The organism is Fretibacterium fastidiosum (assembly GCF_964642095.1).
Taxonomy (GTDB): Bacteria; Synergistota; Synergistia; order Synergistales; family Aminobacteriaceae; genus Fretibacterium; species Fretibacterium fastidiosum.
In genome coordinates, this window is the sequence record NZ_OZ209244.1 from 305,021 (window position 1) to 330,963 (window position 25,943).

General features: G+C 65.1%; 20 protein-coding genes. 7 read left to right on the forward strand and 13 right to left on the reverse strand.

All coding sequences use genetic code 11. The features are described 5' to 3' along the window. Positions 1-6: 6 nt before the first annotated feature. From gcvPA to ACK28C_RS01405, 13 genes are all read right to left on the reverse strand, one after another. The gene (gene gcvPA / locus ACK28C_RS01345) at positions 7-1,389 is read right to left on the reverse strand and encodes an aminomethyl-transferring glycine dehydrogenase subunit GcvPA (RefSeq protein ID WP_015555896.1); all 1,383 of its coding nucleotides are present in this window, start codon (positions 1,387-1,389) and stop codon (positions 7-9) included. A gap of 25 nt (positions 1,390-1,414) precedes the next feature. Beyond that, positions 1,415-2,188, reverse strand: a complete 774-nt coding sequence (locus ACK28C_RS01350) for an SDR family NAD(P)-dependent oxidoreductase (RefSeq protein ID WP_015555895.1) — start codon at positions 2,186-2,188, stop codon at positions 1,415-1,417. A gap of 324 nt (positions 2,189-2,512) precedes the next feature. Then, the gene (locus tag ACK28C_RS01355) at positions 2,513-2,779 is read right to left on the reverse strand and encodes a Txe/YoeB family addiction module toxin (protein WP_015555894.1); all 267 of its coding nucleotides are present in this window, start codon (positions 2,777-2,779) and stop codon (positions 2,513-2,515) included. Then, positions 2,779-3,033, reverse strand: coding sequence for a type II toxin-antitoxin system Phd/YefM family antitoxin (locus ACK28C_RS01360; protein WP_015555893.1), 255 nt, complete (start codon positions 3,031-3,033; stop codon positions 2,779-2,781). Before ACK28C_RS01360 ends, ACK28C_RS01355 begins: the two co-directional genes overlap by 1 nt. 913 nt (positions 3,034-3,946) lie before the next feature. Further along, the gene (locus ACK28C_RS01365; protein ID WP_243440543.1) at positions 3,947-4,891 is read right to left on the reverse strand and encodes a hypothetical protein; all 945 of its coding nucleotides are present in this window, start codon (positions 4,889-4,891) and stop codon (positions 3,947-3,949) included. A gap of 248 nt (positions 4,892-5,139) precedes the next feature. Continuing rightward, positions 5,140-6,132, reverse strand: coding sequence for a hypothetical protein (locus tag ACK28C_RS01370; protein ID WP_409152347.1), 993 nt, complete (start codon positions 6,130-6,132; stop codon positions 5,140-5,142). A gap of 487 nt (positions 6,133-6,619) precedes the next feature. Beyond that, positions 6,620-7,012: a flagellar protein FlaG gene (locus ACK28C_RS01375; protein WP_015555892.1), complete on the reverse strand. Its 393-nt coding sequence runs from the start codon at positions 7,010-7,012 to the stop codon at positions 6,620-6,622. Between the two features lie 160 nt (positions 7,013-7,172). Continuing rightward, positions 7,173-9,911 (reverse strand): flagellin, encoded by a 2,739-nt coding sequence (locus tag ACK28C_RS01380; RefSeq protein ID WP_015555891.1) that lies wholly within the window; start codon positions 9,909-9,911, stop codon positions 7,173-7,175. Positions 9,912-10,570: 659 nt separating this feature from the next. Beyond that, positions 10,571-11,593, reverse strand: coding sequence for an Rpn family recombination-promoting nuclease/putative transposase (locus tag ACK28C_RS01385; protein WP_409152348.1), 1,023 nt, complete (start codon positions 11,591-11,593; stop codon positions 10,571-10,573). Positions 11,594-11,778: 185 nt separating this feature from the next. Beyond that, positions 11,779-12,663: an Rpn family recombination-promoting nuclease/putative transposase gene (locus tag ACK28C_RS01390; RefSeq protein WP_409152349.1), complete on the reverse strand. Its 885-nt coding sequence runs from the start codon at positions 12,661-12,663 to the stop codon at positions 11,779-11,781. A gap of 128 nt (positions 12,664-12,791) precedes the next feature. Then, positions 12,792-13,763: an Rpn family recombination-promoting nuclease/putative transposase gene (locus tag ACK28C_RS01395; protein ID WP_409152350.1), complete on the reverse strand. Its 972-nt coding sequence runs from the start codon at positions 13,761-13,763 to the stop codon at positions 12,792-12,794. 752 nt (positions 13,764-14,515) lie between these two features. Continuing rightward, positions 14,516-15,091, reverse strand: a complete 576-nt coding sequence (locus ACK28C_RS01400) for a hypothetical protein (RefSeq protein WP_409152351.1) — start codon at positions 15,089-15,091, stop codon at positions 14,516-14,518. Between the two features lie 104 nt (positions 15,092-15,195). After that, positions 15,196-18,843 carry a hypothetical protein gene (locus ACK28C_RS01405; protein ID WP_409152352.1) on the reverse strand — a complete coding sequence of 1,216 codons (3,648 nt, stop codon included), beginning with the start codon at positions 18,841-18,843 and terminating at the stop codon, positions 15,196-15,198. A 367-nt stretch (positions 18,844-19,210) separates the two neighbouring features. Between ACK28C_RS01405 and ACK28C_RS01410 the strand changes: the two genes are divergently transcribed. The 7 genes from ACK28C_RS01410 (at position 19,211) to ACK28C_RS01440 (ending at position 25,818) form a co-directional block, all read left to right on the forward strand. After that, a complete protein-coding gene (locus ACK28C_RS01410) occupies positions 19,211-19,633 on the forward strand; it encodes a helix-turn-helix domain-containing protein (protein ID WP_015555890.1) in 423 nt (140 codons plus the stop codon). A gap of 5 nt (positions 19,634-19,638) precedes the next feature. Further along, positions 19,639-19,986: an ImmA/IrrE family metallo-endopeptidase gene (locus ACK28C_RS01415; RefSeq protein WP_015555889.1), complete on the forward strand. Its 348-nt coding sequence runs from the start codon at positions 19,639-19,641 to the stop codon at positions 19,984-19,986. Next, positions 19,986-20,171 (forward strand): hypothetical protein, encoded by a 186-nt coding sequence (locus tag ACK28C_RS01420; protein WP_015555888.1) that lies wholly within the window; start codon positions 19,986-19,988, stop codon positions 20,169-20,171. Before ACK28C_RS01415 ends, ACK28C_RS01420 begins: the two co-directional genes overlap by 1 nt. Before the next feature lie 106 nt (positions 20,172-20,277). After that, positions 20,278-22,083, forward strand: a complete 1,806-nt coding sequence (locus ACK28C_RS01425) for a C69 family dipeptidase (RefSeq protein ID WP_409152353.1) — start codon at positions 20,278-20,280, stop codon at positions 22,081-22,083. 4 nt (positions 22,084-22,087) lie between these two features. Continuing rightward, positions 22,088-23,170, forward strand: coding sequence for a P1 family peptidase (locus tag ACK28C_RS01430; protein ID WP_409152354.1), 1,083 nt, complete (start codon positions 22,088-22,090; stop codon positions 23,168-23,170). Positions 23,171-23,173: 3 nt separating this feature from the next. Next, complete coding sequence (locus ACK28C_RS01435) at positions 23,174-23,815, forward strand: thermonuclease family protein (protein ID WP_409152355.1); 642 nt, start codon at positions 23,174-23,176, stop codon at positions 23,813-23,815. A 173-nt stretch (positions 23,816-23,988) separates the two neighbouring features. Further along, positions 23,989-25,818 (forward strand): DEAD/DEAH box helicase, encoded by a 1,830-nt coding sequence (locus tag ACK28C_RS01440; protein ID WP_409152356.1) that lies wholly within the window; start codon positions 23,989-23,991, stop codon positions 25,816-25,818. Positions 25,819-25,943: the final 125 nt, after the last annotated feature.

Sequence of the window (25,943 nt, forward strand, 5' to 3'; positions counted from 1 at the left end):
TCCCCCTCAGCCCAGGATCTCCGTCAGGGCCGCGGTCAGCCCGTCGATGTCCTCCTCCGTCGTGCGCTCCGTCACGCAGAGAAGCGCGCACTGCCCCAGCTCCGGGAACTTCGCGCCGAGGTCGTACCCGCCCAGGATGCCGCGCGCGAGAAGCGCTTCGTTCACCTCGGCCACGCTCCGCCCCTCGAACCGGACGACGAACTCCGCGAAGGGCGTTCCGGACAGGGGGCAGACCGTCAGGCCGGGCACGGAGGCCAGGCGCCTGCGGGCCAGGAGGCTGCGCTGCAGGATCGTCTGCCCCAGCTCGCGCATCCCCTCCGGCCCCATGCTCGCCAGGTAGACGGCCGCGGCGATGCTCCACAGGGCGGCGTGGGTGCCGACGAACTCCTTGGCGTGGTCGCGGTTCGCGAAGGACGTGCGCTCCCACATGACGTCCCCGAAGCCCCACTCCCCGTGGGTGGTCGGAGCTAGGCCGAACAGGCGCGAGGGGTACTCCCGAACGATTTCGGGCCGGTCCTCCGAGGCGATGTAGCCCGCCACGCCGCCGCCGTAGTTCATGTGGATGCCAAGGCCCTGGATGTCGCCGCAGGCGATGTCCGCGCCGTACTGGAAGGGGGGCTTCATCACGCCCAGCAGCGAGGGCTCCGCGTAGACCAGGAAGAGCGCGCCCGCCCCGTGGGCCATTCGGGCGGCTTCCTCCGCCTCCTCCTCGACGATGCCGAAGAAGTTCGGGTTCATCACCAGGACGGCCGCGGCCTTGTGGCTCAGCTTCTTTTCAAGGTCGGCCAGGTCCACCCGGCCCGTCCTCCGGTCGTAGTCCACGAGGGTCAGCGCGACGTCCGGATCGAGGTAGGTCCTCACGGCCTGCAGCACGTCCGGGTTCAGGGCGGCCGTGACCAGCACCTCGTCGCGCTTCGTCACGCGCGTCGCCATGCGAAGCGACGTGCCCGCCGCCTGAGAGCCGTCGTAGTTCGGAACGTTGACGACGTCGCAGTCCAGGAGCTCCGCCATCATGCTCTCGTACTCGAAACAGGCCTGAAAGCGGCCGTGGTCCTCATAGGGCTCTCCGGCGTAGGCGGACAGGAACTCCGAGCGACCGATCACCTCGTCCACCAGCGCGGGGACGTAGCGGTTCCAGCAGCCCGCGCCCAGGAAACACGTCAGCTCCTGCGCCGTGCGGTTCTTGTCCAGGATGGCCGACACGTGGCGCACCAAGTCGCCCTCCGCAGTGAAGGGCGCCGGGAGCTTCAGCGGCTCCTTCATCAGGAGCTCCTTCGGGATGTTCCGCTCGATCAGCTCATCGATGGACCGCGCCCCGATGGCCTTCAGCATTCCGGCCTGGATGGCGGGGTCCGAGTTCGGTATGTAGGGGACGTTGCGTTTTGACATCGATAAGACCTCCCCGGTCCGTCCGTTAAGCAATGCCGCCGCCGTCCACGACGAGGGCGGCGCCCGTTACCCACGACGACAGGTCGCTGGCCAGGAACAGCACGGCGCGGCCGATGTCCTCCGGCGTGCCGAGGCGCGCCAGCGGCCGACCCCTGGCGGAATCCCTCAGGAACGCGCCCTCCTCCTCCCCCAGCTGACGGCCTTCGTCGCGCAGCATGTCCGTGTCCGTGTCGCCGGGGTTGACGGAGTTCACGCGGATGTTCTGCGGGCCGTGGTCGATGGCCATGGCCCGGGTGAGGTTCACGATGCCGCCCTTCACGGCGCAGTAGGCCGCGGCCTTGTCCCCGCCCTTCAGGCCCCAGCCGGACCCGGTGTTGATGATGCTGCCGCCGCCGCCCTTCGCCATGACGGGGATGACGTGCTTCGAGAGCAGAAAGGTCCCCTTCAGGCCCACCCCCAGCACGAAGTCCCACTCCGCCTCCGTCAGGTCCACCACCGTCTTGCGCACCGTGACGCCCGCGTTGTTGAACAGAACGTCGATCCTGCCGTACCTCCCGACCACGGCGTCCACGGCCGCCGTCACCTCGGCCTCCGACGTGACGCTGCATCGGACGAACATGGCGTCGATGCCCATGCCGGCGAGTTCGGCGCGGGCTGCCTCTCCCGCCTCCGCCTTCAGGTCCAGCAGCGCCACGGACGCGCCGTGCCGTCCAAGCACCCGCGCCGTCCCAAGCCCGATGCCTCCGGCACCGCCCGATATCACGGCGACCTTGCCCTCGAGAGAGATTCGGTCCTCCATCGCGACTCCTCCTCCCCGCGCGTCGCTCTGCGCGTTTTTGGAAAATTGATGCCCCTGTGCTGTTGTATTGATGCAGTGCGTTTGCGTCAAATGTATACAAAGTATACACGCAGGGCGGAGAGGTTGTCAATTCATCGCTTTTTTCAATTTCATACCAATTTGCGTCTAAAGGGCAAGAAAGGCCCCCCTGCAAGGGGAGGCAATCCATATTAAACGCGAATTGGTATGAGAACGTCGTCGTTCGCCAAGCACAGACAGGACAGTTGAAGGGGGGAAGGAGTTTTCAAAAAGGCTGACAAGAGCCAGGCGTAACGCGCCCGGCTCTTACTCCTGGTAGTGACCGCGGCAAGACAGGATTTTGAGACGATCCTCATCGAGGCGGTAGATCAAACGGTGTTCGGTCGTAATGCGTCGGCTGTATTCGCCCGATTGCCCCAGAAGCTTCTCCGGCTTCCCGATACCGCTCATCAAGCCATTTCGATGAATATCGGCAATGAGAGCTTTGATCTTCGCCAACGTTTTCCGGTCGTTTTGCGCCCAGTAAGAAAAGTCCTCGAGTGCTGTGGGCGAAAAGGTGGTATCTTCGTGCATCAAAATGCATCGAGCTCCTCTGGGGTCATGGTCTGCCCCTCTCCGTTATCGAGCTCTTCACGGCTGCGGCGCAATTTCGCCAGGTAACGTTCGTTGTTGAGCTGCCGGTTGTATTCCGCGAAAGAAACCACCACAACCTGTGGCTTGTCGCGGCGGGTGACAATCAGAGCTTTGTTCGTTCGTTCCACGTCATCGCAGTAGTCTTTGAATCGTTCCCGAACCTGGGTCGCAGGCGCCGTATCAATGGTGAACATGGAAAATTGCCTCCTTAACTGAATACGTACCGTACAAAGTACCTTATACAGTACATATTGCCATTATAGCAGGAGACGCAAATCGGTTTCAGCTCCTTACGTGAGCGGTCTGTGCTGCGGTTCAGGATTTTTTGCCCTTCACGCCCAACGCCACCTCCCCTTCGGGGAGCCTAATAAACCGGGGGCCTAAAGCGCACCCCTTCGTTTTGCCTCCCCTGAAAGGGGAGGTGGCCCGAAGGGCCGGAGGGGTTCGGCCAGACGAGCGGCCTCACGCAAGCCGATCTTTCGGGAGGATTGCGGCGGCCGGTCGGTCGGCTGAGGGCGAAGGAAGTCCGGGGGACTTCCGTAGCTCGGCCAGACGAGCGGCCTCACGCAAGCCGATCTTTCGGGAGGATTGCGGCGGCCGGTCGGTCGGCTGAGGGCGAAGGAAGTCCGGGGGACTTCCGTAGCTCGGCCAGACGAGCGGCCTCACGCAAGCCGATCTTTCGGGAGGATTGCGGCGGCCGGTCGGTCGGCTGAGGGCGAAGGAAGTCCGGGGGACTTCCGTAGCTCGGCCAGACGAGCAGCCTCACGCAAGCCGATCTTTCGGGAGGATTGCGGCGGCCGGTCGGTCGGCTGAGGGCTAAGGAAGTCCGGGGGACTTCCGTAGCTCGGCCAGACGAGCAGCCTCACGCAAGCCGATCTTTCGGGAGGATTGCGGCGGCCGGTCGGTCGGCTGAGGGCTAAGGAAGTCCGGGGGACTTCCTTAGCTCGGCCAGACGACACGACTTACGGACGCCAGCAGGCGGTCGGCGTCGTGTCGGTCGGCTGTGCCGAAGCAAGGCAATGGATTGCCTTGTGGAGGCGTTGACGGGGAATGTCAGACAGACGCGTCTTATGAAAAACACTCGCCGCCCCCTTAGGGGGCCAACGATCAGTTGTCCATCCCCCGCCTCAGCGCCTCCACCTCGCCGAGGGACAGCCCGGTGAAGTCAACGACCTGCTCCAGCGGGACGCCCCGCACCAGCATCCGCCGCGCCGTAGAGGCGATGCCCTCATTTCGTCCCTCATTGCGTCCCAGAGCGATGCCCTCCCTCAGGATCGTCTTCGCCTCGTACTCCAACACCTGGCCTCCCATGATGGACTTCACTCCTTCCCTCACCTTTTCGTGCCGACAGGCAATGTGCTCCAACACCTTACCGGACATCTCCTCGAGCGTCCGCTTCACGTACTCCGTCAACTTCCCGCTCTCCGCCAGCCCCTCGAGCCGTTCTTTTATCCCCTCGTACTCGGACAGAAGCTCCCGCAGCAGCCCCTCGTCCCTCTCATACCTCGCAAACCGTCTCTCGTGCGCAAAAATGCGGAAGGGAATGAGAAACAAAAGCCCCCTGGAGAAGATGTCCTCCGGCGTGTACCGCTGGGCCTTCATCGCAGGGATATCGTACGCCGCAGAACCGCCGCCTGGCAGCTCGATGCGCACCGTCAACACGTCAGGCGTACTCGCCCGGCAACGCAGGTACAGGATCGCCGACGCAGGAAAGCGCACCGTCAGAACTCCCCCGCTCACCTCGCCCGCGTCCAGCGCAATCTGCGCGTCGTACTCGAACATCCGGACCAGCATCGTGTCGTCCGACATGCTCTGACACTCGATGTGGTACTTCTTCAGCGACTTGCCCCGTATCCCGAAGCATGAGTCCGTGACGCGCTCTCGCTCCGCGCCGTCCTGACCATTGATAAAGTGCTCGTTAGAGTAGAACTCCACCGCCTCGTCCCCGGAGTACGACTCGTGAAAGATTTCGTTCACTAATGGTATGATCAGGCTTGAACAATCGGTCAGCAGCGTTCGGAACACGTCGTCGTAGGGCGTGTTGACCAGCAATCCGCATCCCTCCCCCATCCCTTCGGCTCCTGGCCTCATTATAGCAAACAAGCCCATCGCTCAAAACCGATCAAAACAGGGAAACTGAAACGGGGTAATACCAATTTGTGTCTAAAGGGAAAGAAAGGCCCCCCTGCAAGGGGGGCCTGAAAAAACGGGGGCCTAACAACGCGCCTCTTCTTTTTGCCTCCCCTGAAAGGGGAGGTGGCCCGAAGGGCCGGAGGGGTTGGTCCTCTGAAGTGGCGCATTCAGTTTCCGGTCCCGGCCCTCAGTGCCGCAACCTCGTCGGGGGAGAGGCCGGTCGCCTGGGATATCTGCTCGGGCGTGAAGCTCATGCCCAGCATCCGCCGCGCCGTGGAGGCGATACCATCCGCCCGTCCTTCGTTCAGGCCCCTGGCCAGCCCTCTGGCCTCGCCCAAGGCGATGCCCTCATCGCGCCCCAGAGCGATGCCCTCCCTCAGGATCGTCTTCGCCTCGTACTCCAACACCTGGCCTCCCATGATGGACTTCACTCCTTCCCTCACCTTTTCGTGCCGACAGGCAATGTGCTCCAACACCTTACCGGACATCTCCTCGAGCGTCCGCTTCACGTACTCCGTCAACTTCCCGCTCTCCGCCAGCCCCTCGAGCCGTTCCCGTATCCCCTCGTACTCGGACAGAAGCTCCCGCAGCAGTCCCTCATCCCTCTCGTACTTCGCAAATCGTTTCTCGTGCGCAAAAATGCGGAAGGGAATGAGAAACAACAGCCCCCTGGAGAAGATGTCCTCCGGCGTGTACCGCTGGGCCTTCATCGCGGGAATATCGTACACCGCAGAACCGCCGCCTGGCAGCTCGATGCGCACCGTCAACACGTCAGGCGTACTCGCGCGGCAACGCAGGTACAGGATCGCCGACGCAGGAAAGCGCACCGTCAGCACTCCCCCGCTCACCTGGCCCGCATCCAGCGCAATCTGCGCGTCGTACTCGAACATCCGGACCAACATCGTGTCGTCCGACGTGCTCTGGCACTCGATGTGGTACTTCTTCAGCGACTTGCCCCGTATCCCGAAGCACGAGTCCGTGACGCGCTCACGCTCCGTGCCGTCCTGACCGTTGATAAAGTGCTCGTTAGGGTAGAACTCCACCGCCTCGTCCCCGGAGTACGACTCGTGAAAGATTTCGTTCACCACCGGGATAATGAGGCTTGAACAATCGTTCAGCAGCGTTCGGAACACGTCGTCGTAGGGCGTGTTGACCAGCAATCCGCATCCCTCCCCCATCCCTTCGGCTCCTGGCCTCATTATAGCAAACAAGCCCCTCGCTCAAAACCGATCAAATACAGGGAAACTGAAACGGGGTAATACCAATTTGTGTCTAAAGGGAAAGAAAGGCCCCCCCTGCAAGGGGGGCTGCCCCGAAGGGGCTGGGGGTGTTTTTCATAAGACGCGCCTGTCTGACATTCCCCGTCAACGCCTCCACAAGGCAATCAATTGCCTTGCTTCGGCACAGCCGACCAACGCAGCGCCGCAATCGCTGACGCGATTGCATAAGCTGCGTCGTCTGGCTGAACCCCTCCGGTTCGCTGACGCGAACCACCTCCCCTTTCAGGGGAGGCAAACCATATTAAACGCGAATTGGTATGAAAAACACTTGCCAGCCCTCCTTCCAGGGCAGCCTGAAAAACAACCAGCCGGAGGGACGCCCCTCCGGCTGAATCGGCAAATCAATGCGAAACGGACGAAGCGCCCGCTACGCCACCACGTCCAGGCGCTCGCTGAGCGCCTTGTGGATCTGCTTCACCATCTCGATGATCTCGTCCGCGGGAATCCGGCGCACCACCTGGCCGTCCTCGTTGTTGACGACCTGGATCTGCACCATGTCCGCCTCCTCGATCACCTCGTACTTCAGGTGCCGGTCCGGCGCCAGGAGGTTCACCACCTCCAGTACCTTCTCCAGCACGTCCTTCTGCGCGTCACGGTCCGGCTCGCGCTCCGGGGACGCCGCGGGGTCCTCCCGCAGGACGTCCGGCGCAGCCTGCGCGGCCTCCGGGGGACGCACCCCCTCCGGGACGCCGCCTCCCGCCGCCGGCAGGCCCTCAGGGGCGGCAGGCAGGACAGCCTTCGCGCTCAGGTTCACCTGCATAGCCTCACCCTGCTTTCCGTCTGCTCTCGATGCGCTCTCAAGGGAACGTTTTCAGAACACGCCGTCCTTGTAAAAGGGGGGAGGGGGACAGATCCCCCGCCCCCCCACGCCTGACGCTTCACGCCTCAGGCCGCTTCCCTTCCCTCAGGCGTACGAAAAACTACCGGATCAGGGTCAGGACGCTCTGCGGCAGCTGGTTGGCCTGCGCCAACATCGACGTGCCGGCCTGCAGCATGATCTGCAGCTTGGTGAAGTTCATCATTTCCTTTGCCATGTCCGTGTCGCGGATACGGCTCTCGGCAGACGTCAGGTTCTCCGCCGCCGTGTTCAGGTTGTTGATGGTGTGCTCCAGGCGGTTCTGGTACGCGCCCAGCTTCGCCCGCTGCGTGGACACCTTGTCGATGGCGTTGTCGATGATCGTGATGCTCCGCGCCGCGCTCTCGCGGTCCGTCACCAGCACCGCGTTCAGGCCCAGGGCGTGGGCGCGCATGTCGCCGATGTTGATGCCCATGTCCTCGCCCTCGTTCGCGCCGATCTGGAACACCGTCGTGTTGTCCGCCAGGTGCAGCGTCGTGCTGTAGTCCTTCGCAGCGTAGACGAAGCCCTTGCGCGCGCTGTCCCACTTCGCCGACACGCCCGCCATGGCGTCAAACTCCACGTCCACGTTGGGGTTCACCACGCCGTACAGCCGGTTGCCCGTGATCTGGACGTTGCTGGCCACGATGTCGCCGCTGTGGGCGTCCTTCACGGACACGGTGTAGCTGCTCTCCGTCGCGTCCTGAATGACGTTCAGGGAAAGCGCGTTGATGATGTTCTCGTCGCCGGAGAAGCTGATCGTCCCCGCCGAGCCGGACACGACGGAGCGGATGACGAACGTCCCCGCCACGGACTCGGAGTTGCCGGAGGCCGTATCGACGAAGTCCACGAAGTGCTTGCCGCCCTCGCCGTCAACGTACTTCGCCTGCCCCAATCCCACGCCGATGGCGGCGTTCAGCTTGTCCTGCACGTCCTTGAGCGTGTCGTTGGCGTAGAGCGTCACGGACGTCTGCTTGCCGTCACCCTGCGTGATGGTCAGCGTCTTGGCGTCCTTCTGGGAGAACACGCCCTGGCTGTCCCAGAACTTGTCCAGGTCCCGCAGCTTGACGTCGCCGCGGGCCACCTCGCCCACGTAGGTCGCGTGGAACTTGGCCAGCTCACCGGTCGGGGTGGCCGCGAAGTCGTCGTTTAGTGTCAGCTTCACGGTGCCCTCCATGACCTCGCCCGTCTTCTCGTTCAGGTAGTAGTTCTTGAAGCTGATATCCTTTCCTTTAACAAGGTCCGACTTCAGACCGTAAGACGCCGAATTGCGCGTCACATCGGTGCCCCACTTGCCATCCCATTCCTGGTTCTGCTTGCCGGAAACCGTGAGTTTGACGTCGGCCTTGGGGTCGGCTCCATCATTGCCCTTGGACACGTTGTAGACGAGCTTCGAGCCCTTCTCGAAACCGTAGGAGCCGTACCCTTCAAGTTTTAGCGTGAATGCCGCCGCCGCACCAAGGCCCAGCTTGTCGCCAAGGTTCGTCGGCGCCTCCCCGCCCTTCAGCACGATACCCTCATACGTCACCGTGCTCGTCTTGCCGTCCACTCCAAGCTTGGAGACCGTGGCCTTCAGCGTGACGGAGTCCGAGTCGTGATTGACGTTCGTCACCTCGAACAGGATGTTGGCGTTCGTGTTAATGGCGTTGGTATTCGTCGCCGTCAGCGTCTTTTTCGCGGGGTCGTCGATGGAAACTAAGGTATTGTCGAGACCACTGGTTCCATCGCCAACGTCAATAGCGTCGGCCGGGGTCACAGCGCCCGGCGTATACTGAATCAGACCAGCGCCCTTCCCTAACGCATCAGTCCCATCGGTCTTGACCGCTACGATATCCAGCTTATCCGTACCACTCTCCTTCAGCTTGATCGCGTACCCGGCCTTGGCGAACTCCTGCTTGGCTTCCTTGGTGGTGAGCGCTGCCACTACCTTATCACGTACCTTCCCGGGCTCATCGTCCTTTACAAGATTGGTGAGGTTTATTTTAACGCCGGCAACGGTAATGCTGGCATCCGATGCACCCGCAACTGGAGCCGTAATCTTCTTGAAAGTTAGTTGCGCACCAGAGGCATGAAAACTCTTCGCGTTATACGCGCCCTGGAGCGCTGGGGCAGTGTCCGTCACGGCGGCAGCGGCTTTGTTAATTGTGTAGTCGCCTGCAGGGACGTTGTTGACGGACACGCCCTTTGCGCCGGCCACGGCGTTCAGCGTGACGTCCGTGATGACGTCCTTGTGCTTGATCTTGAAGATGTCGCTCTTCTTCACCTCGGCCTGCCCCGGCTCCGCCCTGACGTCGATCTTGTAGTTGCCCTCAGAGGCCTTCTTCTGGCCGAACTGGTCGATCTGGCGCAGGCCGCCGTTGATGATGGCCTTCGTGTTCAGGTTGTCGCTGCTCCACAGCACCGCCGCGTCGCCGTTCAGGAGCTTCTTCTTGTTGAACTGCGTGGTGTTGCCGATGCGCGTGATCTCCTCGCGGAGCTGGTCGATCTCCAGCTGGATGTAGCCGCGGTCCTGCTGCGTCAGCGTGTCGTTGGCACTCTGGACGGACAGCTCGCGCATGCGCTGAAGGATGCTGTGCGTCTCGTTCAGCGCGCCCTCGGCCGTCTGGATCATGCTGATGCCGTCCTGGCTGTTGGACACCGCGCGGTCCAAGCCGCGGATCTGGGCGCGCATCTTCTCGCTGATCGCGAGGCCCGCGGCGTCGTCCGCCGCGCTGTTGATGCGGAGGCCCGTGGAGAGCTTCTGAATGGACTTCTGGAGCGAACTGCTGGTGCGGTTGACGGTGTTGTAGGCGGAAAGAGCGGGGATGTTGTGCATAACTACCATAGACATACGAATGACCTCCCTGTCCGGGCCAGATGGCCCGGTTTGTACATGTCCGCTTCTTCCATGGATACGGACATTGGCCCATGCCGGCACGGCTCCCTGCCTCCGGCTGAGCTTCCTGATGTTCCCGCCCTGGAGCGCCTCTTGCGCTCCGGGCCTGCGCTCTTACAACGCGGCCTCCGTCCCTCCGGGCGCCCGAACGGCTCGAAGACCTGCGCAGAGTTATTATAGCACGCGGAGGCGGAAAAAAGTCAACCGGCAGGGGGGAACCCCAACCCACAGGCAAAGTTTTTAACGTGCGTCAGAAAGCGGTTTTATGCGTTTTTTGCTGCACCTGACGGGTGAGAGGTCAGAGTCAGGTTAACCTGTGCTATGACGGGCTTGATCCTTGATAAAACTGCTGCAACCTGTGGATTTGGGGGGAAACGTAAAAGCCTCCCCTGAAAGGGGAGGTGCTGAACGGAGTGAGGCGGAGGGGTCGCTTTGAAGTGGTGCGTTCATACCAATTCGCGTCTAAAGGGCAAGAAAGGCCCCCCTGCAAGGGGGGCTGCCCCGAAGGGGCTGGGGGGTGTTGAGCCTGAGAAACAACCCCTCCGGTTCGCTGGCGCGAACCACCTCCCCTTTCAGGGGAGGCAATCCGTATTAAACGCGAATTGGTATCAGTTGTCCATCCCCCGCTGCAGCGCCGCAACCTCGTCAGGGGAAAGGCCGGTGAAGTCAACGACCTGCTCCAGCGGGACACCCCGCACCAACATCCGTCGCGCCGTGGCGGCGATGCCTTTGGCCTCACCCTCGGCGATGCCTTCAGCCTTACCCCTGGCCTCTCCTTCAGCGATGCCTTCAGCCTTACCCCTGGCCTCACCCTCGGCAATCCCTTCGGCCCTGGCGGCCCGGCGGATCGTCTCCTCGATCGTCAGATCGTCCACCATCGCCTTGTAACTCAAAATGTAGCGCAGACGTTCCTCGTGGTTCTGCAAAAACAGCCTCTCCAAATCCAGCGCCTCGCCGATCATCGGGTCCTGCACCATCGCCTCAGGCATCTTCTTCGCCTCCATTCCCGCAAGATACATCAGCCAGTACTCCAGACGGTTCCGTGGCGTCCCCTGACGGACGTACTTCGGCACCTCCAGGTAGACCAGTCTCAAATCCTCGCACAGCCTCTCCCCCGTCTCCTCGTCGCACAGGCTGAACGCCCGGCGGAAACGATCTCCCGCAAACAGGTTGAACGCCAGAATGTGGATCGAGATCGTCTTTTTCAGGTCCAGGTACGAGTCTCCGGCCCTCAACTGAGAGGCGTGCAGCGCGCTCAGGTAATAGGTGGAGCGCTGGGGGTAGTCGTTTCGGTTCCTCACCTGCACCTCGACCTCCACCTGCGTGCCGTCCGCCATGCAGGCCACGATATCGAGGTAGACACTCTTTCCAGCCTCCCGAGTGGCGGAGAGCTCTCGATCGGCGTACTCCAGGCCCGTGAAGCCCGCACTCTCGTCCGGGAACACGAGGGAGTTCACGAGGTCCAGAAACAGGTGCTTGCGCTCCTCACGGCCAAACAAAAACTTGAAGAATCGGTCGTTGAGGCGGTAGATTTTTCCCCTCGCCAGGTCCGCCTCGATTTGCCCTTCCGTCACAGGCCCCGACGCCGGACCGATCAGCCCACCGTCGCGCTCCCGCTCTGCGTCCTTCATGTCTCCGCCTCCTCGCTAAACGTCCCCTCACTGCCTGACTTTATTATACAATTTGCCCGTTGTGTTTTTTCGCCTCCCCTGCAAGGGGAGGTGCCGAACGGAGTGAGGCGGAGGGGTTGTTCTTCACGCTCAACAACAACCCCCCAGCCCCTACGGGGCAGCCCCCCTTGCAGGGGGGCCAACGATCAGTTGTCCATCCCCCTTCGCAGCGCCTCCACCTCGTCAGGGGACAGCCCGGTGAAGTCGGCAACCTGCTCGGGCAAAACGCCCCGGTCCAGCATCCGCCGCGCCGTGGCGGCGATACCCTCATTTCGTCCCTCATTGCGTCCCAGCTTAATGCCCCTGGCCTCACCCAGCTGAATGCCCCTGGCCTCAACCTTGTCCAAAACGCTCAACATCGTGACCGCCTCCCCCTTCCTGAACTCGCTCTGCGTCTCCTCAAACCGATGGTCCCGCGTCAGCGCAGACATGAGCTTCAGCACCGCATCCACGTGCTCGATCGTCTGACGCGGGGGCACGTAGTCCTCGTCTCGCCCCATCTGCACAAAGTAGTCCGCAACGATCCTGAAGTCGCTCTTGAACTGCCCCACCTGCTCCGCCGTCAGACGCGGAACCTCAAAGACGTTGACCCGATAGTCGTTCACAAACGGCTTTAGTCCTTCGGCCACAGAAACCCTATCGAACAGCGTCCGCGGCGCCGTCCAGGGCGAATCACCAAAGTAGAGGACCAGCGTCACCACCGGATACAGTCCCTGACCCGCGGACAGCTGACCCCGGTAGTCCGCCCCCTCGTACCCCAGCACCCGAAGCGCCATGTCCCAGTCCGCCTCGGTCTGGTTCTCGAACCCGATCAGGGAGATCACCGCCCCCTCGGAGACCCACAGCTTGGAGATGTCCCGCTCCTGCTCGTGGAGTTTCCCGTCCGTCTTGTAGAACGTGCGGGCCCGCGTGTCTTTCAGGTCCTCCGGCTTCACCCGCCTCTTTCCGTCGAAGAGCAACACGTTCACCACGTCCGCAAAGACGTCGTTGTATCCTTCCAGGTGCTTCTCCGTCATATCACGCTCCGGCACCCGCATCCCCCTCCTTCAGCGAGTTTCTTCACCAGAGGGCCGAACCACCCCCTCCCCTTCGGGGAGCCTTCCGGCTGCCGTTCGCCCTTGTTCACGGGCCGTCAGTCTCGCCCCGCCGGGGCCAACGATCAGTCCATCCCCCGCCTCAGTACCGCAACCTCGTCAGGAGACAGACCCGTCGCCTGGGATATCTGCTCCGACGTGAAACCCATGCCCAGCATCCGCTGCGCCGTGGCAGCGATGCCTTCAGCCTTACCTTCAGCCTTACCCCTGGCCTCACCCTCGGCAATCCCTTCGGCCCTGGCGGCCCGGCGGATCGTCTCCTCGATCGTCAAATCGTCCACCATCGCCTTGTAACTCAAAATGTAGCGCAGACGTTCCTCCCGGTTCTGCAAAAACAGCCTCTCCAAATCCAGCGCCTCGCCGATCATCGGATCCTGCACCATCGCCTCAGGCATCTTCTTCGCCTCCATTCCCGCAAGATACATCAGCCAGTACTCCAGACGGTTCCGTGGCGTCCCCTGACGGACGTACTTCGGCACCTCCAGGTAGACCAGCCTTAAATCCTCGCACAGCCTCTCCCCCGTCTCCTCGTCGCACAGGCTGAACGCCCGGCAGAAGCGATCTCCCACAAACAGGTTGAACGCCAGAATGTGAATAGAGATCGTCTTTTTCAGGTCCAGGTACGAGTCTCCGGCCCTCAACTGAGAGGCGTGCAGCGCGCTCAGGTAATAAGTGGAGCGCTGGGGGTAGTCGTTCCGGTTCCTCACCTGCACCTCGACCTCCACCTGCGTGCCGTCCGCCATGTTGGCCACGATGTCGAGGTAGACGCTTTTACCGGCCTCCCGCGTGGCGGAGAGCTCTCGATCGGCGTACTCCAGGTCCGTGAAGCCCGCACTCCCGTCCGGGAACACGAGGGAGTTCACGAGGTCCAAAAACAGGTACTTACGCTCCTCACGGCCAAACAAAAACTTGAAGAATCGGTCGTTGAGGCGGTAGATTTTTCCCCGCGCCAGGTCCGCCTCGATTTGCCCCTCCGTCACAGGCCCCGACGCCGGACCGATCAGCCCACCGTCGCGCTCCCGCTCTGCGTCCTTCATGTCTCCGCCTCCTCGCTAAACGTCCCCTCACTGCCTGACTTTATTATACAATTTGCCCGTTGCGTTCTTTGCCTCCCCTGCAAGGGGAGGTGGTTCGCGCCAGCGAACCGGAGGGGTTCGGCCAGACGACACGACTTACGGACGCCGACAGGCGGCCGGCGTCGTGTCGGTCGGCTGAGGGCGAAGGAAGTCCGGGGGACTTCCGCAGCTCGGCCAGACGACCGGCCTCACGCAAGCCGATCTTTCGGGAGGATTGCGGCGGCCGGTCGGTCGGCTGTGCCGAAGCAAGGCAATGGATTGCCTTGTGGAGGCGTTGGCGGGGAATGTCAGACAGGCGCGTCTTATGAAAAACACTCGCTGCTCCTACACCCCCCTTCGGGGAGCCTTCCGGCTGCCGTTCACTACCGCTCACGGGCCGTCAGTCCCCTCCCCTCCGCGGCCAAAACAACCCCCCAGCCCCTTACGGGGCAGCCCCCCTTGCAGGGGGGCCTAACAACGCGCTTCTTCTTTTCGCCTCCCCTGAAAGGGGAGGTGGTTCGCGCCAGCGAACCGGAGGGGTTGGTCCTCAGGTTCGCACTCCCAAAACAACCCCTCAGTCTCGCCCCTGCGGGGCTCGACAGCTCCCCTTCCAGGGGAGCCTAATAAACTGGGGCTTAACAACACGCCTCTTCTTTTCGCCTCCCCTAAGGGGAGGCAGGCCCAGCGGGGTTGCCGGGGGAGCCAAATAAAACCGCTCCGGGTCGGGTTTTGCGTCAGGGAAGGATATCCGTCAGGTCCTCGTCCGGCGGGTTGTCCGCATCCCGCTCCGGCTCGTCCGTTGAGGCTTCGTCTTCGGGTTCATCCACGCTGATCGCCTCCGCGATCGGTTCGTCCGCCGAGGCGGGCGCTATCGTCTCCGGGGCGAGGGAACACAACTGCGGACCCGCTGCGTCGGGGTTGGGTTCGAGGGGAGGGTTGCCCCGCAGGTCGTCGATGAAGTGCTCCAGGGATTGCCTGACCTGCTGAAAGGCTTCCATGCCCATCAGCTTCTCCGTCCATGGAAGCCGCCGCAGCGTCTCCTCTGGCAGGGCCAGAAGGACCCCGGCTGCCGCGACGATCAGGAGGAGCAGGAGCGCCAGAAGACAGCCGCACCCTGTGCCCTGACGCTTCCGGACCGGCATCACAGCCTGTGGCTCCCGTCGCGCCGCGCCCTCAAGGCGCGGAACGATGTCGAACCCCATGTCCAGCAGAAGGTTTTCCCGTGCCGTTGCGTACTCCTCCCCGGTGATGTACTCCTCGTGCAGCAACTCCTCCAGGTCGTCCAGCCTTTGCCTGATGCCGTCTTTCATGCGTCAACCCGCTCCTCGTTCTCATAAGCCAGGAGGGACGGGCGATCCCGCCCGTCCCTTTGTTTTATCCAGGGGTTCCCCTGTGCCTTAAACCGTTTGGACGCTCAGTTGAACAAACCCTCCAACCCCTTCTTCAGCTCTTTACCCAGTTCCTCTTTCAACTGGTCCTTGATCCGGTCGCCCTGGCTCTTTTGAGCCTCGCCGTCTGGCGAGGCAGGGTGCTGGCCCTGGCCTTCGTTCCCCGATGGAATGATGGCGTCCAGAACCCGGTCCGCTATCCGGTCCACGGCGTCCTTGGTCTCCGGCGCCTCGGGCTGAGGCGTTGGCGTTTCTACACTGGGCTGCGGCGCTGGTGTCTCTACGCTGGGTTGAGGTGCCGGGGTGCCCTGATCCACGCTCGTCGCCGTGACCGCCGCGCTCTGCGACTCGTCCTTCAGCGTGGAGGCCCCGATCTTGAGGTCCTTCACGGAGGGCGCGTCCACCTTGCCCTTCAGCGTCAGGGTGACGGTACGGAAGTCCGCCCGTGCGCCGCCCTTCTGAGCCCCTTCAAGCCCCCCGCCGAGCGCCTGTTTCAGGGTGTCGGCAACGTTTGCGCCGCCCTCCAGCAGTCCGCCCAGGGCGCCCGTGCCACCGCCCGTCAGCGCGTTGACGAGCTGGTAGTTCACCATGAGCTCAATGGGGACGTTGAGCGTCTTGTCGAAGTTGACCACGCCGTCGGAGGCGATCCTCGCGTAGCGGTACAACGGGTCGCGCTCCGGGGCCGTCGCCTCTGCGCCGGCGTGAAGGATCAGCTTGCCCGTCTTGACGGTGAAGGGCGCCTTGACGCTGACGTAGCGGATGCCTTGCGTGCCGTAGAGGCGCGTCACGATGTCCAGACCGCTGAAGCCCGTAACGGCTCCCTCGCCCATGGTGAACTGGCCCGTGCCGGCGTAGCTCAGGCCCTTCGCCGCGCTTCCGTTGAGCTTCAGGCTGAGCTGCCCTCTGCCCGAAACCTTGCCGCTCAGGCCGCCCGTCACGTCTTGAAGCAGCGCGTTCACGTCCACTTCGTCGGCGGAGAGCTCGTCGCTGAACTTCAGGGACCCCGTATCGAAGCTCAGGCTGTTCCTGGCGCTGCCTCCGTAGAGCTTTGCCGTGCCTCCGGATGAGGCGAAGGTGGCCCCGCTGTAGGAGAGGGGCAGGTTGACCTCCGTCAGGTTCAGGCCAAAGGCCTTCAGGGCGGGAGAGGTGAGGGCCCCCTTGCCGGAGAATCCGCCCGAACCGCCCGTCACGTTGAAGGTCAGGTCCGCCTTGCCGCTGATCTGCCCTGCGGCGTCCGGGTAGTCCTTCGTCAGGGCCGCCAGGTCCAGAGCCGTGCCTTGAATGGAGAGGTTGGCGGACAAGGGGGCGAACTGCACCGTGCCGGAGGCGCTGAGGGGCGCGCCACCCGCCTCCGCCTTGAAGGCGTTGATCTTCAGTTCCTTTTGCGTCCCCGAGGCGTCGGCCGTCAGGTTCGTCAGGGTGAGCCCCTGGGCCGTGACGGAGGGCGCGCTGCCGTTGAAGCTGAAGGTCGGCGCTCCCACCGTCCCGCCGATGCCGACGCTGCCCGTCAGGACGCCCTTCAGGCCCAGCCCCGACGCCTGGGCCAGAGGCTTCAGGTCCAGGCGGTCCAGGTTGAAGGTCAGGTTCAGCCTGGAATCGGGCGAGGACCCCGCCGTTCCGCTGCCCGTGATGGAGCCGCCGCCGCTTCGGGCGCCGAAGCCGGCCAGGCTGATGGCGTCCCCGGCCTTGCTCACCTTCGCCGTCACGTCCGTGAGGGTCGTCCCCGACGCCTCCACGCTGGCCGCGCGGGCGCTCAGCTCCAGCCGGTTCAACGCCGCAATTCCGCCGTCGAGGGCCGTGGAGAGCTCCAGGCCGCGAACCGTCAGAAGGTTCATGGCGGAGAGGTTGGCGCTGGAGGCCACCAGGTCGACGTGGGGAGCCGGCAGGCGCCCCGTCAGCTTGATGCCCGCGCTCACGTTCCCCTTCAGGGAGTAATCGCGCACCTGAGGCGCCAGGACCTCCAGCGCCGCCGGCGCGATGGTGAGCGTCGCGCTCATGTCGATGGGCGGCCTGGCGGAGGTCAGGGGGCCCAGTCGGCCCGCGAGGTTCACGGGCATTCCGTTCAGCGTGCCGGAGCTCTTCTGGATGGTCAGCGTCCCTCCGGCGTAGGCGAAGCTCACGGAGGGCTTGTCCAGCGCATAGGGCTGGCCCGAAAGCTTCGCGGAGACCGCAGGGCTCTCGATCGTTCCGCTGATGGAGGGGCTGGAGGTGCCGCCGCGGATGACGAGCCGCGTCGTGACCTGCCCCGCCAGGTCGTACTGCGACGCGCCGGGGATCATTGCGGCGACGCGGGCCAGGTCCAGGCCCTGAAGCGTGGCCTTGAGGTCCATCCTGGGGCCCGTCAGGAGCGAGGCGACCTTGCCGTTCAGGAAGCCCTTCGCCCCCTCGAAGTTGAACTTGCCGTCCAGGGTGGCGCTGTCGCTGTTGGCGAGCTTCAGCTGGGCCCTGACGTCCGTCGCCGTCCGGCCCCGCCAGCTCACCCTGGGGGCCGTCAGGTTCACGGCGCCGCTCAGGGCCTTCAGGGGGCCCTGGATGTTGGCTCTGAAGGATGAAACGCGCCCGCCCAGCCCCGCGAGGGCCGGGAAGGTCTTCTCCAGCCCCTCCAGCGCGGCGTCCGTCCCCTCCAGCTTGATCATGACGGAGGGTCCTTTCCCCTCCTGAACGTTGACGGCCGCGGCGCCCGTGATGGGGACGTTCAGGGCCGAGGCGTCGATGTTGCTGATGGAGATGCGCCCTCCGCTGTAGTCCACGTTGGCCGCCACCCGCTCCACGGGGTAGCCTCCCAGCCGGGTGCCTCGGTAGTTCACGGTACTCGTGACCTTGAGCGCCGCGATCGTGCCGCTGGCCTCGACGCTGAGGTTTGCCGTCCCGCTGTAATCGTTCGAGTCCAGCGCGGGCAGGAGCGCCATGAGTTCCTGGAGGTCCAGGCCCTGTACGGCGCCCTGCAGGTCGAGCGTCGTGGCCGTGTTCTGCTCCGAGAGGGGGTGGATGCCGCCCGTCACGCTGATCTTCCCCCGGCCGAAGCTCACGTTGGAGCGGTTGATGCCGATCGTCGTGCCGCCCGACACGTCCAGGTTCGCATCCCCCCGCACCGGGACGCCGTTTACCGTGCCGTCCGCATCGACGTCCAGGTTCCCGCCGTGGACGTTCGCCCCGACCTCCTTCACCTGGACGACGCCCCACTTCGACGTGAAGCGGCTGTCCGTCAGGCTGATGCGGTCCAGGGGGACCTCGCCGCCGCCGCTCCCGCCCTGGGGAAGCTCAAGCTTCCGGACCTCATCGAGGAGCTGGTCGAGGTCCATGTCCACCCCGCCGACCGACAGGTTCGCCAGCCGCAGTGACCCCCTCAGGAGCGCCGAGAAGTTCAGGCTGGCGGAGAGGGACCGCGCGGAGAGGAGCCGATCCCCGCTCTCGGTGGCGACGGAGAAGTCGGAGATTCGGTAGCCCTTCAGGGGGTTCCCGCTGACGCCCTCGGCCGTCAGCTCCAGCCGGGCCTGCTTCTTCAACTGCTCCTTTGCGACGCCGAGGATCAGGTCGCCCCCGATGTCAACGAAGGACAGGATGCCTCCTATGACGGCAAGCAGGGCGACGAGGCCAAGGAGAAATTTGACGACGCCGTGCCCTCCTCCCCTCGCTGTCCTCCGGCCGGGCCTTGCGCGTGCTCCGTCTCCCATGAAACGCACTCCCCTTCGTGAAATAATCATGGATCGCGCCGCGCCGTGAACGCGGCGTTCGATTGCTTAACCATTCAATAATAGGACGAAATGCCGTAAATGCCATCCGTGAAAAACATCAGGCGGGAGCGTCGGGGCCGCCGGGCGGCTCATCCGGGGGCGGAGGAGGCCGTTTCGGCGCGAGGCCCGGCAGGAGTTTCACCAGAGGCCCGCCCGTTGAACGGCATCAACGTTAACTGCATAAGCAATTATCTCGTTGTCACCATGTTATTATATAGGGGCGTGACGGGGGGACACTCCTGAGACACTTTCTGAGAAAATGCAGTGCCGCCGGATGCTGCTGAATTTTGAGGAGGGGGATTTTAGGATGGCTTCGATCGGCGCCAACATCAAGGCGCGCCGCCGGGCGCTGGGCATGAACCAGGAGGAGCTGGCCAGGAAGCTGGGGGTGACGCAGGCGAACATCAGCCGCATCGAGTCGAGCGTCAAGGGGCTCAGCTCGGACATGCTGCTGCCCATCGCCTCGGCGCTCTCCTGCGACGTGCGGGAGCTCCTGGGGCTGAAGTGCGACGACAGGACGGAGCTCTCGGCGCTGGGCGAGGACGCCCGCACCTTCGTGACCCGAACGCTCGAGAACGACCCGCAGCTGGCCCTGTACCTTCGCAGCTTCGTGAAGGACCAGGACTCCTTCACGGAGGAGGACTGGAAGTTCCTGGCCTCGAGCCTGAGGCTGGCCCTGGGCTATGCCGTGGACGCCATCAAGACGCGTCGCGTCCGGGACGGGTTTTGAAGGCGATGTTCCAGGATGGGCTTTTGGGCCCTGCGCGGGAGGCTGCGGCGTCCCTCCTGCGATCGACGATGCCGCGGATGTCCGCGCCACCGGTGAGCTTGAGCGTCATCTGCGACCACCTGGACATCGAGGTTTACGCCCAGCCCTGCGACGCCTTCGGGGCGCTTTTGGCGGAGGTTCGGGGACGGCGGGTCCTGATGGTCAACACCTCGATCCCCCTCGTCCGGGCGCGCTTCTCCATCGCCCACGAGCTGGGACACGCCCTCCTGGGGCACCGCTCCGCCCTGGAGCGGCCCTCCCTGTCGGACGAGCGGCAGGACGCCAGGCCGACCTCTTCGCGGCGGAGCTCCTGATGCCCCTTGCGATGGTCGCCGCCGAGGCCGGAGCCGGCCCGGAGGCGCTTGCCCGGCGCTATCGGGTGTCCCGTCAGGCCATGGCGCTGCGGCTTCGCTCCATCTCCGCCCTCGTGAGGGCCGAACGCCCCGATCCGCTCACGGCGGCGCTCTCCTGCGGCGGAACGTTTTGTCCGTCGGCCTGAACGGGGCCTGTCCGTTTTGACGATTTGGTGCGATAATAAACAATTCACCCATATCTTTGGAGGTGGCCCGCGAGGTCGGGCGCCTCTGCCGAGGAGGTCCGTTTGGATGTTTCTGTTGATGACAGCGGCGGTTTTCGGTGCGCTCGTGCTGGCGCTCCTTTGGGGGCGGCCCGCGCACGCCTGCATGACGGTGTTGGTGGGGCGCAGAGCCTCCGAGAACGGCGTGGTCCTGGTGGGGCACAACGAGGACAGCCGCGGACGCTACGTGATGCTGACCCACATGACGGCCCCCGTCGTCCGGACCGCTCCGGAGACCGTCCGTTTTGAGCCGTGCTGTGCGGAGCTGCCCCTGCCGGAGGCCAGCGCGGGCCTCCTGTGGTCCGAGGCGCGCCGGGGAGGAAAGGGCGGGGGCGAGTCCTACTGCGACCTGTTCATCAACCGGAACGGGGTCGTCGTTTGCAGCGACAACTGCTCGGAGTCCCGCGAGGACGCCCCGGACCTGACGGACGGCGGCATCGGCTACGGCCTGCGCCGCCTCGTGGCCGAGGGGGCCAGGAGCGCCGCTCACGCCGTGGAGATCGCCGCGGACCTCATTCAGCGCTACGGCTATGCAGACAGCGGACGGTCCTACCACTTCGCGGACAGCGAGGAGTGCTGGGTGGTACAGGTGATGAAGGGCAGGCACTTCGCCGTCAAGCGGGTGCCGGACGACGAGGTCTTCATCATCCCGAACCACTACACGATCCACGAGCCGGACCCGGACACGCCGGGCCTTCAGGCCCTCGTGGACTACGCGACGAAGCGCGGGTGGTACAGCCCCGCGGACGGCCCCTTCGACTTCGCCAGGGCCTGTCAGGCCCCGGCGTCGCGGGGGGCGATCTACAACATGCACCGGCACGTTCGGGGGCTGGAGGTCCTGTTGGAGCGCGACCTGAGCGGTCTTCTCGACCGGCCGGAGGACCTTCCCTTCTCCGTGAAGCCGGCGCGGCCGGTGGGGATCGACACGCTGAAGAAGATCCTGCGGACGCACTTCGAGGGCACGGCGTCCGACATCTCGAAGGGGGGCTCCCACCACTTCATGAGCACCCGCCCGATCTGCGCCGTCACGACCCTTGAGAGCAACATCGTGGAGGTGCGCCACGATCCGGAGCGTATCCTCGCGCGGCGCGCTCTGGGCCGGCCCTGCCTCTCTCCCTACATGCCCTGGTACCTTGGCATCGCCGAGGTGCCGGAGGGGTACGGCTATGCGGCGGGGGCGAAGAAGGCCCTGGCGACGCACTTCTCCGTGCCCGCAACCGACCTGGACTGGCGGGAGGACAGCGCCTGGTTCCGTACCACGGCGGTTCAGGCGGCTGCGGAGCTCCTGAGCGGGGCCGCGGAGGAGGCCGTGCGCTCCAGGGTCTGCCTGATGGAGGACCACATGGAGGACGAGCTCCGCATGATGGACGCCCAGATCGAGATGCACATGCACTCGGACCCCAACGTCGCCAGGGCCATGATGGAAGGGCTGGTCCGCGCCTGGGGCGTGACGGTCCGGGAGGGGATGCGTGCGCTCTTCGGCGACCTGAAGGTCCTGGTGGGGACGCCCGACGGGGAGCTGGATGCGTCGCAGGCGGACGCCCGCTTCACCGTGCGCTGGGACGCGCAGGGACTGCCCCCTGCCGCCCTGGACCCGGCGCGATGCCTCGCCGGGCCGCACTACCTGCCGCAGGAGAAGTGGTCCGTCGGGTCCGCACTGGAGGTCGCGCCGGACGGCGCTTCCTTCAAACTGACCTTCGGCGGCGGCGCGTGGATGGAGGACGCGGACCCCTGCCTTACGGACCTCGCCGTCCTGTTGACGGAGGGGGACGGGACGCGCCGGGCAGCCTGCGTGCGGCTGAGGGTGCGTCGGGACGTTCCCCTGAAGGGGTGAGGCCGTGGCCTCTCTCGTGGAGGAGCTGGGACTTGGCGTCGGCACGCTGCCCAGGGGGCCGGGGAACGCCCTGACGGACGTGCCGGGCGTGCGCGTCGGCCACGCCACGGTGGATGACGGCGGCGTCCAGACGGGCGTCACAGCCGTGATTCCGGCGCCCGGAAGCCTGTTTCGCCGGAAGGTCCCGGCGGGGTGCGCCGTGTTCAACGGCTTCGGCAAGAGCATGGGGCTCCTGCAGGTAGAGGAGAAGGGGACCATCGAGACGCCCGTCGTCCTGACGGGGGTCTCGAGCGCCGGGGCGCTGTACGAGGCGCTGTTCCGCCGCTTCATGGACGAGCACCCTGAGATCTGCACGACGGCGGGCAGCGTGAACCCCGTGGTGTGCGAGTGTAACGACAGCTACCTGAACGACGCACGGGCCGCGCGCCTGGGCCGGCCCCACTTGGACGCGGCGCTGGCGTCGGCCGCGGAGGACTTTCAGCAGGGCGCGGTGGGCGCGGGGCGGGGCATGAGCTGCTTTGGGCTGAAGGGTGGCATCGGCAGCGCCTCGCGGCTGGCGACGACGGGGAAGGAGACGTACACCGTCGGCGTCCTGGTCAACGCGAACTTTGGCGTCATGACGAACCTCGTTCTGGCAGGGCGTCCTGTCGGGGCGGCACTTTCGGCCCTCGTGGAGGCGCGCCGGACCGAGGAGGAGCGGGAGTCCGGCTCCATCATCCTGGTGCTGGGCACGGACGCGCCCCTCACGGCGCGGCAGCTGACGCGGATGGCGCGCCGGTGCTTCGTGGGCGTAGGCCGGACGGGCTCCTTCGTGGGGGACGGCAGCGGCGACGTTGCCGTGGCCTTCTCGAACGCCTTCCGCATCCCCCACGAGGCACCGGAGGACCCCGTCCTCCGTGTCCCCTCCCTCCACGAAGGCGGCATCGACCCCCTGTTTCAGGCCGCTGCCGAGGCTGCGGAGGAGGCCATCCTGAGCGCGCTCCTGTGGGCGGAACCCGTTCGGGGGCGTGGGGAGCACGTCCGCCGTGCCCTGCGGGACTTCCTGCCGGAGCTTGACGCTGCCGGCCTGCTGCCCCCGACGCGCTGAGCGATGGCTGGACGACGTCGAAGCGCTTCGTTTTGGAGCGGCCCCCGGAGCCGCTTTCGAGGGGGCGCGAACCGCGTCATGGAGCGGATGCTGAAGCGCCTCGTCCTCGCCTTTCTGGCCCTTCTGGCCGGGTGGCTGGGACTTGAACACTGGCAGGGGCAGACGGGGGACGTCCTCTCCGCTCCGGTGGTGCGCGTCGTGGATGGGGATACGATCGTCGTGAGCGTGGAGGGCTCGAACCGGAAGGTGCGGCTCATCGGGGTGGACACCCCGGAGACCGTGAAGCCCAACACACCGGTGCAGTACTACGGAAAGGCGGCCAGCGACTTCACGAAGCGGGAGCTGACGGGGCGGCGCGTGTGGCTGGAGTACGACGCCGAGCCGACGGACCGCTACGGACGCCACCTGGCCTACGTGTGGCTGACGTCCCCGCCCGAAAGCGCAGACGAGGCGTCGGTGCGGCGGGACATGTTCAACGCTCAGCTCCTGACGGGAGGGTATGCGCGGGTGCTGTCCATCAAGCCGAACACCCGCTACAGGGAGCTCTTCGCCCGGCTGGAGCAGGAGGCCCGCCGGACGGGGATCGGGCTGTGGGGGCAGGAGGGCCGATCGACGGGGCGGAGCGGGGCGCGATCGCGTCATTGACATTATCCCCCGTCTGGCTCATAATCAGACGCGAGGAAGCTTAATGCGGGAAGGCCCGACGCGGCCTTCCCCTTTTTTGCCTATTTGCCTATGGGGGTATGCAGGTTTCAATGAACGAAGTGCAGGGAATGAACGAAGTGAGTGCAACGAGTGAAGTGACTGAAGTGACTGAAGTGACTGAAGTGAGGAGCGGGAACGCAGCCGGGGAGAGGGGGACGCCCTTCAGCGCGCCCTCGAACCTGGACCTGAGCGAAATATCGAGGGACGAGTACCGCGAGCTTGAGAGCTACGGACGGGAGCCCGTCGACGAGGGGTTTGACGTCTACGGCCTTCGGGACGAGCTCCTGCGCGCGCTGGAGGAGAAGGGTTTCGAGCGCCCAACGCCCGTGCAGCGGCGCGTGCTGGGCGCGGAGTGGCAGGGACGGGATCTGATCGTCCGGGCGCGGACGGGCAGCGGCAAGACGCTGGCCTTTCTCCTGCCCCTGCTCCAGGAGGTTTCGGCGGGGGAGAGGCAGCCCCGCATTCTCGTGCTGTCCCCCACCCGCGAGCTGGCGCAGCAGACGGCCAGGGAGGCGGATTGGCTGACGCGCCACCTGAGGTTGGGCGTCGTGGCGCTGGTGGGCGGCATGGAGATGGGTCCCCAACTGCGCGCCCTGCGCGGGGGCGCGGCCGTCGTCGTGGGGACTCCCGGTCGGGTGCGGGACCACATCGAGCGCGGAACCCTGCAGACGGAGGACATCCGGCACGTGGTCCTGGACGAGGGGGACCTGATGCTGGACATGGGCTTCCGCGACGAGCTGGAGGCCATCCTGGGGGCCCTGCCGGAGGAGCGCAGAACCTGGCTCTTCTCCGCCACGATGCCGGACGAGATGCGGGAGCTGGCGGACCGCTACCTGGAGGACCCCCTGATCCTCTCCCTCGTGGAGGAGGGGGCGCAGCACGCGGACATTCTGCACCGGGTCTACATGATCCCCTCCCGCCGCCGCTTCGAGGGGCTGGTGAACATCCTGCTGTGGGAGCACCCGAAGCGGTGCCTCGTGTTCTGCCACACGAAGATGGAGTCCATCGAGATCGCCCAGAAGCTGCAGGACGAGGGCTTCACCGCGGCGGCCCTTCAGGGCGACATGACGCAGAACGAGCGCATGGCGGTGCTTGCCTCCTTCAAGTCCGGCTCCATCCCCTGCCTCGTGGCGACCAACGTCGCTGCGCGGGGGCTGGACGTGGAGGGCGTGACGCACGTCATCCAACTCGGACTGCCGGACGACCAGGAGACCTTCGTCCACCGCAGCGGCCGCACGGGAAGGGCGGGCAACGAGGGGACGAACCTGATCCTGCTCTCGCCGCCCGAGGCGGGGCGCTTCCGCGACATGCTGCGGTCCACCCGGATGAAGGTGGAGTGGGAGGACATCCCGGACCTGGACCGCATCCACGCGACGCAGCGCGAGGTGATGGAGCGCGAGCTGCTCTCCGCGCCCCTCGACGGGGACTACGAGGAGTGCCTGAGCTGGGCGGAGGACCTCCTGTCCCGCGCGGAGCCGAGGGTGCTGACCGCGAAGCTCCTGGCCTTCCTCTCCTCCCGCACGGCCAAGGGGTACAGCCTCAGCGCGGAGCTGGATCGGGAGCGGGAGCGCCGTCGGGGAGGGCGCTCCTCGATTCGGTCGCGGGAGGGCGCTGCGGCGGGCCGCAGGCAGCGCGGCGTCATGACGCGGATGCGCAGCAGCCGCGGGCCGGTGACGGACGTGGGCCGCATCTTGAACGCGCTCTGCACGGCGCTGAAGGTGGAGCGCTGCGAGGTGGGCGCCATCCGCCTGAAGGACGATCACATCCTGGTGGAGCTCCAGCCGCTGGCCATGTCCCGTCTGGAGCAGGGCCGGGCGGGGCTGGCGCGCTGGGGGCTCTTCCCGGAGGACGAGGCCCCTCGCCGCGGGCGGCGCAGCCCCCGCGGCGAGGTCCGGAGCCGGCGCGTGGGATCGAGACTTCGCAGGAGCCGGGAGGGGTATTAGGAAGGTCAGGGGCAAAACGGGCGAGGACCCTCGCCCGTCCCTTTGGCGAGGCGGCGCTGCAGCGCCGCCTCGTGCTTCTGGAGATTGATGACGACGGCGGAGGGGGGGCGGTGCGCCGGTCCACC

What these genes read in the sequence shown, in the direction of transcription:
- gcvPA (WP_015555896.1), bottom strand. Translation starts at nt 1,389, where the DNA reads ATGTCAAAACGCAACGTCCCCTACATACCGAACTCGGACCCCGCCATC.
- ACK28C_RS01350 (WP_015555895.1), bottom strand. Translation starts at nt 2,188, where the DNA reads ATGGAGGACCGAATCTCTCTCGAGGGCAAGGTCGCCGTGATATCGGGC.
- ACK28C_RS01355 (WP_015555894.1), bottom strand. Translation starts at nt 2,779, where the DNA reads ATGCACGAAGATACCACCTTTTCGCCCACAGCACTCGAGGACTTTTCT.
- ACK28C_RS01360 (WP_015555893.1), bottom strand. Translation starts at nt 3,033, where the DNA reads ATGTTCACCATTGATACGGCGCCTGCGACCCAGGTTCGGGAACGATTC.
- ACK28C_RS01375 (WP_015555892.1), bottom strand. Translation starts at nt 7,012, where the DNA reads ATGCAGGTGAACCTGAGCGCGAAGGCTGTCCTGCCTGCCGCCCCTGAG.
- ACK28C_RS01380 (WP_015555891.1), bottom strand. Translation starts at nt 9,911, where the DNA reads ATGGTAGTTATGCACAACATCCCCGCTCTTTCCGCCTACAACACCGTC.
- ACK28C_RS01385 (WP_409152348.1), bottom strand. Translation starts at nt 11,593, where the DNA reads ATGAAGGACGCAGAGCGGGAGCGCGACGGTGGGCTGATCGGTCCGGCG.
- ACK28C_RS01395 (WP_409152350.1), bottom strand. Translation starts at nt 13,763, where the DNA reads ATGAAGGACGCAGAGCGGGAGCGCGACGGTGGGCTGATCGGTCCGGCG.
- ACK28C_RS01400 (WP_409152351.1), bottom strand. Translation starts at nt 15,091, where the DNA reads ATGAAAGACGGCATCAGGCAAAGGCTGGACGACCTGGAGGAGTTGCTG.
- ACK28C_RS01405 (WP_409152352.1), bottom strand. Translation starts at nt 18,843, where the DNA reads ATGGGAGACGGAGCACGCGCAAGGCCCGGCCGGAGGACAGCGAGGGGA.
- ACK28C_RS01410 (WP_015555890.1), top strand. Translation starts at nt 19,211, where the DNA reads ATGGCTTCGATCGGCGCCAACATCAAGGCGCGCCGCCGGGCGCTGGGC.
- ACK28C_RS01415 (WP_015555889.1), top strand. Translation starts at nt 19,639, where the DNA reads ATGTTCCAGGATGGGCTTTTGGGCCCTGCGCGGGAGGCTGCGGCGTCC.
- ACK28C_RS01420 (WP_015555888.1), top strand. Translation starts at nt 19,986, where the DNA reads ATGCCCCTTGCGATGGTCGCCGCCGAGGCCGGAGCCGGCCCGGAGGCG.
- ACK28C_RS01425 (WP_409152353.1), top strand. Translation starts at nt 20,278, where the DNA reads ATGTTTCTGTTGATGACAGCGGCGGTTTTCGGTGCGCTCGTGCTGGCG.
- ACK28C_RS01435 (WP_409152355.1), top strand. Translation starts at nt 23,174, where the DNA reads ATGGCTGGACGACGTCGAAGCGCTTCGTTTTGGAGCGGCCCCCGGAGC.